The sequence below is a fragment of the Cellulomonas alba genome (genome assembly GCF_030362835.1).
Classification (GTDB): Bacteria; Actinomycetota; Actinomycetes; order Actinomycetales; family Cellulomonadaceae; genus Cellulomonas; species Cellulomonas alba.
Window position 1 is genome coordinate 345,660 of the sequence record NZ_JAUCGQ010000001.1, and the last position, 12,467, is coordinate 358,126.

The 12,467-nt window shown below is 76.0% G+C and carries 13 protein-coding genes; 9 read left to right on the forward strand and 4 right to left on the reverse strand.

Translation table 11 applies throughout. The annotated features are described in order from the left end of the window. The first annotated feature begins 67 nt into the window (after positions 1-67). Positions 68-1,264 (forward strand): cysteine desulfurase family protein, encoded by a 1,197-nt coding sequence (locus tag QRT04_RS01610; protein ID WP_289453136.1) that lies wholly within the window; start codon positions 68-70, stop codon positions 1,262-1,264. Then, positions 1,261-1,503 (forward strand): sulfurtransferase TusA family protein, encoded by a 243-nt coding sequence (locus QRT04_RS01615; RefSeq protein WP_289453137.1) that lies wholly within the window; start codon positions 1,261-1,263, stop codon positions 1,501-1,503. Before QRT04_RS01610 ends, QRT04_RS01615 begins: the two co-directional genes overlap by 4 nt. 82 nt (positions 1,504-1,585) lie before the next feature. Here the strand turns inward: QRT04_RS01615 and erpA are convergent, their stop codons facing one another. Next, positions 1,586-1,936, reverse strand: a complete 351-nt coding sequence (gene erpA / locus QRT04_RS01620; protein WP_289453138.1) for an iron-sulfur cluster insertion protein ErpA — start codon at positions 1,934-1,936, stop codon at positions 1,586-1,588. Between the two features lie 135 nt (positions 1,937-2,071). Then, positions 2,072-3,253 carry a glycerate kinase family protein gene (locus QRT04_RS01625; RefSeq protein WP_289453139.1) on the reverse strand — a complete coding sequence of 394 codons (1,182 nt, stop codon included), beginning with the start codon at positions 3,251-3,253 and terminating at the stop codon, positions 2,072-2,074. A gap of 48 nt (positions 3,254-3,301) precedes the next feature. On the opposite strand from QRT04_RS01625, the gene nadA reads away from it, so the two are divergent. The 3 genes from nadA to QRT04_RS01640 are packed head-to-tail and all read left to right on the forward strand — an operon-like array spanning position 3,302 to position 5,677. Beyond that, positions 3,302-4,504 (forward strand): quinolinate synthase NadA, encoded by a 1,203-nt coding sequence (gene nadA / locus QRT04_RS01630; RefSeq protein ID WP_289453140.1) that lies wholly within the window; start codon positions 3,302-3,304, stop codon positions 4,502-4,504. A 4-nt stretch (positions 4,505-4,508) separates the two neighbouring features. After that, positions 4,509-5,108, forward strand: coding sequence for a DJ-1/PfpI family protein (locus QRT04_RS01635; RefSeq protein WP_289453141.1), 600 nt, complete (start codon positions 4,509-4,511; stop codon positions 5,106-5,108). A gap of 41 nt (positions 5,109-5,149) precedes the next feature. Then, positions 5,150-5,677: an acyl-CoA thioesterase gene (locus tag QRT04_RS01640; RefSeq protein ID WP_289453142.1), complete on the forward strand. Its 528-nt coding sequence runs from the start codon at positions 5,150-5,152 to the stop codon at positions 5,675-5,677. Between the two features lie 123 nt (positions 5,678-5,800). Here QRT04_RS01640 and QRT04_RS01645 read toward each other — a convergent pair whose 3' ends face one another. Beyond that, positions 5,801-7,186, reverse strand: coding sequence for a dipeptidase (locus tag QRT04_RS01645; RefSeq protein ID WP_289453143.1), 1,386 nt, complete (start codon positions 7,184-7,186; stop codon positions 5,801-5,803). A 32-nt stretch (positions 7,187-7,218) separates the two neighbouring features. Here QRT04_RS01645 and QRT04_RS01650 point away from each other — a divergent pair, with 32 nt between their 5' ends. Continuing rightward, positions 7,219-7,809 (forward strand): DUF3043 domain-containing protein, encoded by a 591-nt coding sequence (locus QRT04_RS01650; protein ID WP_289453144.1) that lies wholly within the window; start codon positions 7,219-7,221, stop codon positions 7,807-7,809. Between the two features lie 35 nt (positions 7,810-7,844). Continuing rightward, positions 7,845-8,855 (forward strand): aldo/keto reductase family protein, encoded by a 1,011-nt coding sequence (locus tag QRT04_RS01655; protein ID WP_289453145.1) that lies wholly within the window; start codon positions 7,845-7,847, stop codon positions 8,853-8,855. A gap of 25 nt (positions 8,856-8,880) precedes the next feature. Here the strand turns inward: QRT04_RS01655 and yczE are convergent, their stop codons facing one another. Continuing rightward, a complete protein-coding gene (gene yczE, locus QRT04_RS01660; protein ID WP_407653530.1) occupies positions 8,881-9,579 on the reverse strand; it encodes a membrane protein YczE in 699 nt (232 codons plus the stop codon). Between the two features lie 61 nt (positions 9,580-9,640). Between yczE and yczR the strand changes: the two genes are divergently transcribed. Together yczR and QRT04_RS01670 are read left to right on the forward strand one after the other, a co-directional pair. Then, positions 9,641-11,089, forward strand: coding sequence for a MocR-like transcription factor YczR (gene yczR / locus QRT04_RS01665; protein WP_289453146.1), 1,449 nt, complete (start codon positions 9,641-9,643; stop codon positions 11,087-11,089). Between the two features lie 2 nt (positions 11,090-11,091). Further along, complete coding sequence (locus tag QRT04_RS01670) at positions 11,092-12,450, forward strand: CoA transferase (protein ID WP_289453147.1); 1,359 nt, start codon at positions 11,092-11,094, stop codon at positions 12,448-12,450. The last annotated feature ends 17 nt before the right edge of the window (positions 12,451-12,467 follow it).

Sequence of the window (12,467 nt, forward strand, 5' to 3'; positions counted from 1 at the left end):
CCCTCCCGCGCTGGTCGGAGGCGGTGATCCGCGTGGTCGCGGGGCGCTCGAGCGTTAACGTGCCCAGGTGCAGAGCAACGAGCCGGACGGCACGGCCGCAGCCGGTGTGAGCCACGCCACAGGCGAGCGGGTGTTCCTGGACGCGGGCGGCCGCGCGCCGGTGCTCCCCCAGGCGCGCGCGGCGTTCCTGGAGGCGCTCGACCAGGGCTGGGGCGACCCCCGACGGCTGCACGCCGAGGGCCGCCGCGCACGGGCTCTGCTGGACGGCGCGCGCGAGGCGATCGCGGCGGTCGTCGGCGCGCGCACGGACGAGGTCGGGTTCGCCGGGTCGCACGTCGCGGCGCTGCACGGCGCGGTGCTCTCGGTCGCGCGCGGGCGACGCCGCGTGGGCGCCGACGTGGTGGTCCCGGCGGTCGAGCGCGCGGCCGTCCTCGCCGCGGCGGACTTCGTCGCGGCGCGCGGCGACGGCACCCGCCGGACGGTGCCCGTCGACGCGACCGGACGCGCCGACCTCGACGCGTTCCGCGACGCCGTCGCGCGGCCCGGCGTCGTGCTCGCCGCGATGCAGCACGCGAACGGCGAGGTCGGCACGCTCCAACCGGTGGGGGACGCGCACGACGCGGCGCGCGCGGCCGGCGTGCCCCTGCTCGTCGATGCGGGCGCGAGCCTCGGCCACACGGAGGTCGGCACCGACTGGGACCTGCTCGCCGCGGATCCCGGCGACTGGGGCGCGCCCGGCGGGCTCGGCGTCCTCGTCGCCCGGACGGCCGTTCGTCGGACGCCCGACTGGCCCGAGGACGACGACCGCTGGTTCCCCGGCGGCGCCTGGGTGCCCGCGGCGCTGGCGGCGGCCGTCGCGCTCCAGCTCGCGGTCGCGACCAGCCGGGCGGACGACGCCGCGCTGCGCCCGCTCGTCGAGCGGGTGCGCGCCGCGGTGCCGGCGAGCGTGCCCGACGTCGACGTCGTCGGCGACCCCGAGAGACGGCTCCCGCACGTGGTGACGTTCTCCTGCCTCTACGTCGACGGCGAGGCCCTCGTCACCGCGCTCGACCGCCACGGGTTCGCGGTCGGGTCCGGGTCCGCGTGCACGTCGTCGGCGCTCGAGCCGAGCCACGTCCTCGCCGCGATGGGCGCGCTGACGCACGGCAACATCCGGATCGGCCTGCACCGTGGCGTGTCGGCCGCGGACGTCGAGCGCTTCCTCGCGGTGCTGCCCGGTGTGGTCGCCGACGTGCGCGGCACCGCCGGGGTGCACGGGCTGTGAGCGGTCCGGTGGTGGTCGACGCGCGCGGGCTGCGCTGCCCGGCGCCCGTCATCCGGCTCGCGCGCGCCGCGGCCGACGCCCCGGCCGGCGCCGAGCTCACCGTGCTGGCGACCGATCCCGCCGCGGTGCACGACGTGCCCGCGTGGGCCCGCATGCGCGGGCACCAGATGGTCTCCGCCACCGAGGACGGCGGCGTGCACGCCCTGACGGTGCGCCTCGGCGGCGGATCGGCGTCCTGACCCGACGGCCACGCGGCCGCCCGGGGACGACGAAGGCCCGGCACCGCGGGGGTGCCGGGCCTTCGTCGAGGCGGTCGGGGCGTCAGCTGAAGGAGCCGCCGCACGCGCAGGAGCTGCCCGCGTTCGGGTTGTCGATCGTGAAGCCCTGCTTCTCGATCGTGTCCGCGAAGTCGATCGTGGCGCCCTCGAGGTACGGGACGCTCATGCGGTCGACCACGACCTCGACGCCGTCGAAGTCGCGCGTCGCGTCGCCGTCGAGCAGGCGCTCGTCGAAGTAGAGCTGGTAGATCAGGCCGGAGCAGCCACCGGGCTGGACGGCCACGCGCAGGCGCAGGTCGTCGCGACCCTCCTGCTCGAGCAGGCTACGGACCTTCTCCGCCGCGCCGTCGGTGAGGCTGACGCCGTGGGTGGCGGTCGTCGTGGTCTCGCTCATGGTGTCTCCTGGATCCCTCGAACTCCTGGGCGGCGCCGGGGCGCCCCACCTGCATCAACCGGTCCGAACATCATCGCGTTCCAGGTTGTTCCCGCCACTGTACGACGCGCACCGCGCGACGCCGTGCGACCTGCGTCACGTGCCGGCGCGTGACCACGTGCGGGCGACGCGCTCGGCGCGCGCCGCGAGGCTGCGGGCGGGGTCCGCGAGCGCCGCGGGAACGTCGTCCGGCGAGTCGGAGACGGCGTAGGCGGCCGCGACGCCCGCGGCCGCGAGCTCGCGCCGCCCGACGAGCACCTGCCCCGCGAGCACGACGGTGGGGACGCCGTACGCGAGCGCCCGGCGCGCGACCTCGCTCGCGACCTTGCCGTGCAGCGACTGCCAGTCGAACCGACCCTCCCCGGTCACGACGACGTCGGCCGCGGCGATCCGGGCGTCGAGACCCACGAGGTCCGCGACGAGGCTCGCGCCGGGCAGCAGGCGACCGCCGAGCAGCGCGAGCCCGAAGCCGAGGCCGCCCGCCGCGCCAGCACCGGGCGCCGCCGTGAGCCGCTGGCGCGCCGGGCGCGACGCGCCTGCCAGCAGGTCGGGCCGCACGTCGTCGCCGAGCGCGTCGACGGCGGCGCGGGCGAAGTCGTCGAGCGCACGCTCCAGCGCCTGCGCCTGCTCGGGGGTCGCGCCCTTCTGCGGCGCGAAGCCGGCGCTCGCGCCCGTCAGACCGAGCAGCGGGACGTCGACGTCGGTCGCGACGAGCAGCTCGACGTCGCGCCACCGGTCGCGCAGCCGGCGCAGGCCGGCCAGGTCGTCGGCCGTCGCGCCGGTGAGCGCGCCACCCCCGGCACCGAGCCGCTCCCCGCGCAGGCCGAGCGCGGCGAGCATGCCCGCGCCGGCGTCGTTCGTCGCGGAGCCACCCAGGCCGACCACGACGCGACGCGGCGAGGCCGCCACCGCGTGTGCGAGGAGCTCGCCGACGCCGCGGCTCGAGGTGCGCGTCGGGTCGCGCCGGCCGAGCGGCACGAGCGGGAGCCCGACGGCCTGCGCGGACTCGACGTAGACCGTCCCGTCCGGTGCGTGCAGCAGGGCGGCGGGCACCGGCTCGCCGATCGGGGACGACACGGTGACCGGCACGAGCCGGCCGCCGAGCGCCGCGTGCAGCGTGTCGACGAACCCGGGGCCGCCGTCGGCGAGCGGGAGCAGGTCGACCTCGTCGGCCGGCGCGGCGCGACGCCAGCCCTCGGCCTCGGCCGCCGCCGCCTGGGCGGCGGTCAGGCTGGTGCCGAACGAGTCGGGGGCGAGGAGCACGCGCACGGGCTGCATCGTGGCACGGCCAGGGGCGACGTCCGCGGCCTGTGGGAAGATCGGCGCGTGAGCCTGACCGCTGCACCCGGGACGTTCGTCGAGCCCGCTTCTTCCGCGCTGCTGCTCCTCGGTCGAGGCATCGACCTCGAGTCCGAGCGTGGCGTCGAGTGCGCCGGGGCCCTCCCCGCGCCCAGCGACCCCGACCTGGTCGAGCGCGCGCGCGCCGCGCGTGCGGCCCTCGGGGACCGCGCCTTCGTGCTCGGCCACCACTACCAGCGCGACGAGGTCATCGACTTCGCCGACGTCACGGGCGACTCGTTCAAGCTCGCGCGCGAGGCCGCCGCGCGGCCCGAGGCGGAGTTCGTCATCTTCTGCGGCGTGCACTTCATGGCCGAGTCCGCCGACATCCTCACGTCCGACAGCCAGCAGGTCGTGCTCCCCGACCTCGCCGCGGGCTGCTCGATGGCCGACATGGCCGCGATCGACCAGGTCGAGGACGCGTGGGACGTGCTGGTCGACGCCGGCGTCGCCGACGACGTCGTGCCCGTGACGTACATGAACTCGACGGCCGCCATCAAGGCGTTCACCGGGCGGCACGGCGGCACGGTGTGCACCTCGTCGAACGCGCACGTCGCGCTCCGGTGGGCGTTCGACCAGCGGGGGGGCCTCGAGGGCAGCGGCAAGGTCCTCTTCATGCCCGACCAGCACCTCGGCCGCAACACCGCGGTGCTGCAGCTCGGCCTCTCGCTCGACGACTGCGTCGTGTTCGACCCGCGCAAGCCGAACGGCGGCCTGACCACGCAGCAGCTGCGCGACGCGCGGATGATCCTGTGGCGCGGGCACTGCTCCGTGCACGGCCGGTTCTCCGCCCGCAACGTCGAGGAGATCCGCGCGGCGGAGCCCGGCGTGAACGTGCTCGTGCACCCCGAGTGCAAGCACGAGGTCGTCACGGCCGCCGACCTCGTCGGGTCGACGGAGTACATCATCAAGGCGCTCGACGCGGCCCCGGCCGGCTCGTCGTGGGCGATCGGCACCGAGCTCAACCTGGTGCGCCGGCTCGCGGCGACGCACCCCGAGCTGCGCGTGCACTACCTCGACTCGACCGTGTGCTTCTGCTCGACGATGAACCGCATCGACCTGCCGCACCTGGTCTGGACCATGGAGTCGCTCGTGGCCGGCCGGACCGTGAACCGCATCGTCGTCGACCCGGACGACGCGCACTGGGCCCGCGTGGCACTCGACCAGATGCTGGCGCTGCCGGGCTACTGACGCGATGGGCACCGGGTCCGCGCTCCGGGTCGGCATCTTCGTCTTCGACGGTGCCGAGGAGTTGGACGTCGTGGGGCCCTACGACGTGCTCGCCGCGTGGGCCGCGCTCTCGGCGCTCCGGCCCGAGGTGGTGACGTTCTCGGCCGACGGCGCGGGCGTGCGGTGCGCGAAGGGCCTCTGCCTCGTGCCCGACCAGTCGGCGGCAGGCGTCGGACCGCTGCACGTGCTCGTCTACCCCGGCGGGCGCGGCACACGGCCGCTCGCGGCGGACCCCGACCACCTCGCGTGGGTCCGCTCGATGCGGGCGTCGACGCCCCTGATGGCGAGCGTGTGCACGGGGTCCCTCGTGTTCGCGGCCGCCGGGCTGCTCTCGGGCCGTCCCGCCACGACGCACTGGGCGGCGTTCGACGAGCTCGTCGGCTTCGACCCGTCGGTGCTGCCGGACGACGAGGCGCGGTTCGTCGACGACGGCGACGTCGTGACGTCGGCCGGCGTCTCCGCGGGCATCGACATGGCGCTGCACCTCGTCGCGCGACTCGAGTCCCCCGATGCCGCACGGGCGGTGCGCCGCGGCATCCAGTACGACCCCGCGCCGCCCGTCTGACGCCGTCGCCCCGCCGGGCTACTCGTCAGTAACATCACGGCGTGATCCGCACGCTCCAGCTCGCGCTCGCCTCGTACCGCCCCCGGGCCGCCGTGCCCGGTCAGGGCATGTTCGACCCGTCGGTCACGCGCATGCGCGTGCACCTGTCGGACCTCGACCTCTACCGGCACGTCAACAACGGCATCTACCTGCAGTGCATGGACGTCGCGCGGAGCAACTTCATCGCCGACCTCGGCGCCGCCCGCACGCTCGCCGAGCGCGGCTGGTACCCCGTGGTCGCCGCCCAGACCATCAAGTACCGCCGTTCGCTGACCTTCTGGCAGCGCTTCGACATCACGACACGCGTGCTCGGCTGGGACGCGCGGGTGGTCTACCTCGAGCAGACCTTCTCGCGGGGAGGTGAGCACGTGGCGCGCGGCGTGGTCGCCGGACGGTTCCTCGGGCGCCACGGCGAGCGCGTCTCCGCACCGGACGTCGTCGCGCTCATCGCGGGCCACCCCATCGAGAGCCCCGAGCTGCCGGCGGACGTCGCCGCCTGGGCGCGCGCGGTCGACGTCGCGGCCCGCTGACGCGGCGGCCCGGGGCGTCCACGAGTACGTCGCTGCGCGGATGGTCGGACGTATCGCGCCGTACGGCGACGCGAGACGTCCGACCATCCGTCCGCCGACGGCGCCGCTGCCCCGCCGGCGGGGTCAGCGCGCGAGCGCCTCGAGCAGCAGCGCCTCAGCCAGCACCACGCGCTCCAGCTCGCCGAGGTGCACCGACTCGTTGGCGCCGTGCGCGCGCGAGTCCGGGTCCTCGACGCCCGTGACGAGGATGGCAGCGTCCGGGTAGACGTCGAGCAGGTCCGCGATGAACGGGATCGAGCCGCCGATGCCGAGGTCGACCGGTTCGGTCCCCCACGCCGCCGCGAACGCGGCCCGCGCCGCCCGCATCGCCGCGGAGTCGGCGGGCGCCTGGAACGGCTTGCCCGCCTCCTTCTCGGTGACGGTGACGCGCGCGCCGAACGGGGCGTGCTCGAGCAGGTGAGCACGCAGCGCCGCCATCGCAGCCGCCGGGTCCTGCCCAGGCGCGAGCCGCAGCGACAGCCGCGCGGTGGCGCGCGGCGCGATCGTGTTCGACGACGTGGCGATGCGCGGCGCGTCGAAGCCGATGACAGACAGCGCGGGGCGCGTCCACAGCCGCGCGGTGAGCGGGCCCGTGCCGGCGAGCCGGACGCCGTCGAGCACGCCCGCGTCGGCGCGCAGCTCGGCCTCGTCGTAGTCGACCGTCGGGTCGGCGGCACGCACGAGGCCCGCCACGGCGACCTCGCCGTCGTCGTCGTGCAGCGTCGCGACGAGCCGCGCCAGCAGCGTGGGGGCGTCGAGGATCGGACCGCCGTACATGCCGGAGTGCACCGCGTGGTCGAGCACCGCGACCTCGACGTCGCACCCGACGAGGCCGCGCAGCGACGTGGTGAGACCCGGCACGCCGACCTTCCAGTTCGACGAGTCGGCGACCACGATCACGTCGGCCGCGAGCCGCTCGCGGTGCTCATGCAGGAACGTGGTGAACGTCGGCGAGCCGATCTCCTCCTCGCCCTCGACGAACACGGTGACGCCCGCGCCGAGCTCGTCGGCGAGCACCCGCAGCGCGCCGACGTGCGCGATCACGCCGGCCTTGTCGTCCGCCGCGCCGCGGCCGAACAGACGGCCGTCCCGCTCGGTCGGCTCGAACGGGTCGGTGTCCCAGTCGGTGCCGGGCGGCTGCACGTCGTGGTGCGCGTACAGCAGCACCGTCGGCGCGCCGGCCGGGCCGGGACGGCGCGCCACGATCGCCGGAGCGCCCACGCGGCCGTCGGGGTTCGTCGCCCGCAGCACCTCGACCTCGGGCATCCCCGCGTCGCGCAGCAGGCCGGCGACGGCCTCCGCGCTCGCCTCGACGTGCGCCTGGTCGAACGCGTCGTTGGAGACGCTCGGGATCCGCACGAGCGCCTCGAGGTCCGCGCGCAGCGCGGGGAAGGCGGCGGCGACACGGGCGCGCAGCGCCTCGGTACGGGTGGGGTCGACGGGGGCGGGGTCCAGGGAGTGCGACGTCACGCCGCGTCACGCTACTCGACTACCCTTGCGGGGTGTTCGGTCGCAACCAGCAGCCCCCCTCCGTCACGCCGGAGCCCGCCGTGACGCCCGAGTCGAGCCTCGAGCCCGGCAAGGGTCGCCCCACGCCGAAGCGCAAGGAGGCGGAGGCGGCGAACAAGCGCCCGCTCGTGCCCACCGACCGCAAGGCCGCCGCGAAGGACGCCCGGTCCAAGGGCCGCGAGCAGCGCGAGCTCGAGTACCGCGCGATGCAGTCCGGGGACGAGCGCCACATGCCCGTGCGCGACCGCGGTCCGGTGCGCCGGTACATCCGCGACTACGTCGACGCCCGCTACAACCTCGGCGAGTTCTTCCTGCCGGCGGCGGCGTTCTTCCTGGTGCTCCAGTTCGCGCTCGCGCGCACGGCGATCGCGTTCTTCGCGATCCTGCTGCTGTACGTCTACATCCTCGCGGCCGTGGGCGACGCGTACTTCCTGTGGCGTGGGCTGCGCAAGCGCCTGATCGCGAAGTTCGGCCCCGAGGCCGAGGTCAAGGGCCTCGCGATGTACGCGGTGCTGCGCGCGTTCCAGCTGCGCCCGTCGCGCATGCCGAAGCCCCAGGTGAAGCGGCGCCAGAAGCCGGTCTGACGCGACCGGTCCGCGCACCCGCTTAGGGTGCTTGCATGGTCAACTACCGACACCTGGGCCGCTCCGGCCTCAAGGTCACCGAGATCACCTACGGCAACTGGCTGACGCACGGCTCGCAGGTCGAGAACGAGACCGCGACGGCCTGCGTGCACGCCGCGCTCGACGCCGGCATCACCACGTTCGACACCGCCGACGTGTACGCCAACACGAAGGCGGAGGAGGTGCTCGGCGCCGCGCTCGCCGGCCAGCGCCGCGAGTCGCTCGAGATCCTGACGAAGGTCTACTGGCCCGTGGGCCCCCGCGGCGCGAACGACTCGGGCCTGTCGCGCAAGCACGTCTTCGAGGCGATCGACGGCTCGCTGAGCCGCCTCCGGACCGACTACGTCGACGTCTACCAGGCGCACCGCTTCGACGACGCGACGCCGCTCGAGGAGACGATGCTGGCGTTCGCCGACGTGGTGCGCGCCGGGAAGGCGCTCTACATCGGCGTGTCCGAGTGGACGGCCGAGCAGATCCGTGAGGGCGCGGCGCTCGCTCGCGAGCTCCGCGTGCCGCTGATCTCGAACCAGCCGCAGTACTCGATGCTCTGGCGGGTCATCGAGGACGAGGTCGTGCCGACCAGCGCCGAGGTCGGTCTCTCGCAGATCGTGTGGTCGCCCGTCGCGCAGGGCGTGCTCACCGGCAAGTACCTGCCCGGCCAGGCGGCGCCCGCGGGCTCGCGGGCGACGGACGAGAAGGGCGGCGCCCAGATGATCGGGCGCTTCCTCTCGCAGACCGAGACGCTCGAGCGCGTCCAGCAGCTGCGGCCGATCGCCGACGAGCTGGGCCTGACGATGGCGCAGCTCGCGGTCGCCTGGGTGCTGCAGAACGACAACGTCGCGTCCGCGATCATCGGCGCCTCGCGGCCCGAGCAGGTCGCCGAGAACGTCAAGGCGTCCGGCGTGCAGATCCCCGCGGAGCTGCTCGCGCGCATCGACGAGGTGCTCGGCGACTCGGTCGTGTCCGACGCCGCGCTCACTGCGGAGTCGTCGCCCAGCCGCCGCTGACCCCCGTCGCCGGACGGGCCGGCCCCTACCTGGGGGGCCGGCCCGTCGGCGTCCCCGGGGTCGGCGTCGCGACGGGGACCGTGAGCCGCGGCAGGAAGACCTGCACGAGCGGCCCGATCGCGAGCGCGTAGGCGACGGTCCCCACACCGACCGTGCCGCCCAGCGCCCAGCCCGCCGCGACGACGGTCACCTCGATCGCGGTGCGGACGAGCCGGATCGGCCGACCGGTGCGGGCGACGAGACCGGTCATGAGTCCGTCGCGCGGTCCCGGCCCGAGCCGTGCCCCGACGTAGAGCCCGGTCGCGAGCCCGTTCAGGACGATGCCCGCGGCCATCAGCGCGACGCGCGCCGCGAGGGGCAGCGGGTCGGGCAGGTGGTCGAGCGCCGCGAGGAACGGGTCGATGAGCAGCCCGATGACCAGCACGTTCGCGACCGTGCCGATGCCGGGTCGCTGCCGCAGCGGGATCCAGCAGGCCAGGACGACCGCGCTCGTCACGAGCGTCACCGTCCCGAACGACGCGCCGGTGTGCCGCGCGACGCCCTGCGTCAGGACGTCCCAGGGCATGCTGCCGAGCCCTGCGTGGACGACGAGCGCCATCGAGGCGGCGTAGGCGACGAGACCGGCAGCGAGCTGCGCACCGCGGCGGACGGCGGTGCGTCGGGCGGCGGCGGTGGCGGGCAGCGCCGGCAGGGTGGTCGTCTCGGGATCGTCGATCGTCGTCACGCTGCGATCCTGCACCTCAACCGGCCTCCCTTTCGATAGCCACTTGTGACACAGTGGCCCCATGCTCACGGATCGCCGGATCGGCGCGCCTCGGCTCGTCGCGCTGCTCGGGGCATGGCGGCGGGACGGGGCCGCCTACGGTGCCCTCGCCGACGCGTTGCGCGCCGCCATCCTCTCGGGCGCGGTCCCGCTGCGGACGACGCTGCCCGGGGAACGGGAGCTCGCCGACGCGCTGGCCGTGTCGCGGACCACCACGGCGTCGGCGTACGACGTGCTGCGGACGGAGGGCTACCTCGTCAGCCGCCGCGGCTCGGGCACCGTCACCACGCTGCCTGCGCGCGCCGCGGGCCGGCCTCGCGCCGACACCACGCCGGCCGACGAGGACGTGCTCGACCTGTCGATCGCCGCCCCGCCGGCACCGACGCGCCTGCACGCCGCGTACCTGGCCGCGCTCGACGCACTGCCGCGCCACCTCGCGACGACCGGCTACACGCCGCTGGGCGTCCCCGAGCTGCGCGAGGCGATCGCCGACCGCTACACCCGCCGCGGAACGCCGACCACGCCCGACCAGGTGCTCGTGACGACGGGCGCGCAGCACGCCATCCACCTGCTGCTCGCCGCGCACTGCGGCCCGGGCGACCGCGTGGTCGTCGAGCACCCGACCTACCCGCGCGCCATCGACGCCGCCCGGGCCGCGGGCGGCCGTCCGGTGCCCGTGCCGGTTCATGCGGACGGGCTCGACCTCGACCTCCTCGACTCGACCGTGCGTCAGGTCTCCCCGCGCGTCGCGTACCTGATCCCCGACCACCACAACCCGACCGGCACGAGCCTGTCCGCCGAGGCCCGCGACCGTGTGCGCGCGCTCGCCCGCCGCACCCGGACGCTCGTCGTCGCCGACGAGGCCCTCACGGACCTCACGCTCGACGGACCGCCGCCGGCTCCCCTCACCGGCGACGGGCGCGACGCCGGCCTGGTGGTGACCGTCGGCTCGGCGTCGAAGTCGTTCTGGGGCGGCCTGCGCATCGGGTGGGTGCGCGCCGACCCCGAGCTCGTCGCGCGGCTCGCAGCCGAGCGCAGCCACGTCGACCTCGGCACGCCCGTGCTCGAGCAGCTGGTCGCCGCGCGGCTGCTGCTCGACGGCGCGGACGCGCTCGACGAGCGCCGCGCGTTCCTCCGCTCCCAGCGCGAGCTGCTCCGTGGCCTGCTGGCCGAGCGCCTGCCGGACTGGCGGTTCGCCGTGCCGCCCGGCGGCCTGGCGCTGTGGGTCGACCTCGGTGCGCCGGTCTCGTCCGCTGTCGTCGCGCTGTGCGCCCGGCTGGGCCTGCGGCTCGCGGCCGGTCCGGCGTTCGGCGTCGACGGCAGCTTCGAGCGCTACCTGAGACTGCCGTACACCGCCGACGACGACGCGCTCGGCCGCGCGGTCGCCATCCTGGCCGACGCGTGGACCGCCGTCGCGCGCACCCCGCCCTCGACCGCCGACGCACGCCTCCCCTACGCGGCGGTGGTGTAGCCGTGGACGCGCTCGGGTCGCTGCTCGACGCCGGGGGGCGCGCGCTCGGCGTCAGCACCGACCTGGAGGTCTCCGGTCCTCCGACGCTCAGGTCGGCCTACCCGGTCTCGGCGCTCGCCACCGCGTCGGTGGGTGTCGCCGGCGCGGCGGTGGCCGACCTGGTCGCGGCGCTGGGCGGTTCGCGTCCGGACGTCGTCGTGCACCGACCGCTCGCCGACGCCTGGTTCGCGGGGCCGACGACCGGCGTCGACGCGGCGCTTCCGTCGCCCTGGGACCCGCTGTCGGCCCCGTACCGCACGGCCGACGGGTGGGTCCGGCTGCACACCAACGCGCCCCACCACCGAGCCGCCGCACTGCGGGCGCTCGGCGCCTCGGCGGACCCCGCGGCCGTCGCCGCCGCCGTCCGGTCGCGCACGGCCGACGACGTCGAGGCAGCCGTGGTGGCCGCAGGCGGCGCGGCCGCGAGCCTGCGCACCGCCGCGGCGTGGGCCCGCCATCCGCAGGGCGCTGCGGTCGCCGCCGAGCCCCTGGTCGCGATCGAGCCGGGCGGCACGTCGACCGCGTCGTCTCGATGGGACGCTCGCCCCGACGCGCCGCTCGCGGGCCTGCGCGTGCTCGACCTGACGCGCGTGCTCGCCGGACCGACGGCGACACAGCTGCTCGCCGCGCTGGGCGCCGACGTGCTGCGCGTCGACCCTCCCGGCTGGGACGAGCCGGCGACGCTGCCCTCCGTCATGTGGGGCAAGCGCACCGCGCGCCTCGACGCCCGCTCGCCGGAGGGCGCGGCGACGGTGCGCGCGCTGCTCGCTACCGCGGACGTGCTGGTGCACGGCTACCGCGGCGGCGCGCTCGACCACCTCGGGCTCGGCGCCGACGAGCGCGCGGCGGTCCGACCCGGGCTCGTGGACGTGTCGCTCCGCGCCTACGGCTTCACCGGGCCGTGGGCCGGGCGGCGCGGGTTCGACTCGCTCGTGCAGTTCTCGTCGGGGATCGCGGACACCGGCATGGAGACCGCGGGCGCCGACCACCCGGTGTCGCTGCCCGTGCAGGCGCTCGACGTCGCGACCGGCTACCTCGCGGGCGCCGCGGCGTTGGCCGGCCTGGCGCGGCGCGTACGCACCGGGACCGGCTCGTCGTGGCGCCTCTCGCTCGCGCGCACGGCGGCGGAGCTCGAGCGGGCGAGGGCCCAGCCCCCCGAGGCCGTCGCCGAGGGAACCGTGCCCGTCGAGCACCCGCACGTGAGGGCCACGGCGTACGGCCGGCTGGCGGTCGCCGATCCGCCGCTCTCGGTGGGTGGCGTCGCGCTCCGGACCGGCGACCTCGGCGCGCCGCTCGGGCGCGACGACGCGGTCTGGCGCTGACCGCCGCGACGAAGCGC

Excerpts from the sequence above, each read along its gene's own strand:
- QRT04_RS01635 (WP_289453141.1), top strand. The coding sequence starts at position 4,509 with ATGGGCACCGGGTCCGCGCTCCGGGTCGGCATCTTCGTCTTCGACGGT.
- QRT04_RS01625 (WP_289453139.1), bottom strand. The coding sequence starts at position 3,253 with ATGCAGCCCGTGCGCGTGCTCCTCGCCCCCGACTCGTTCGGCACCAGC.
- QRT04_RS01655 (WP_289453145.1), top strand. The coding sequence starts at position 7,845 with ATGGTCAACTACCGACACCTGGGCCGCTCCGGCCTCAAGGTCACCGAG.
- yczR (WP_289453146.1), top strand. The coding sequence starts at position 9,641 with ATGCTCACGGATCGCCGGATCGGCGCGCCTCGGCTCGTCGCGCTGCTC.
- erpA (WP_289453138.1), bottom strand. The coding sequence starts at position 1,936 with ATGAGCGAGACCACGACGACCGCCACCCACGGCGTCAGCCTCACCGAC.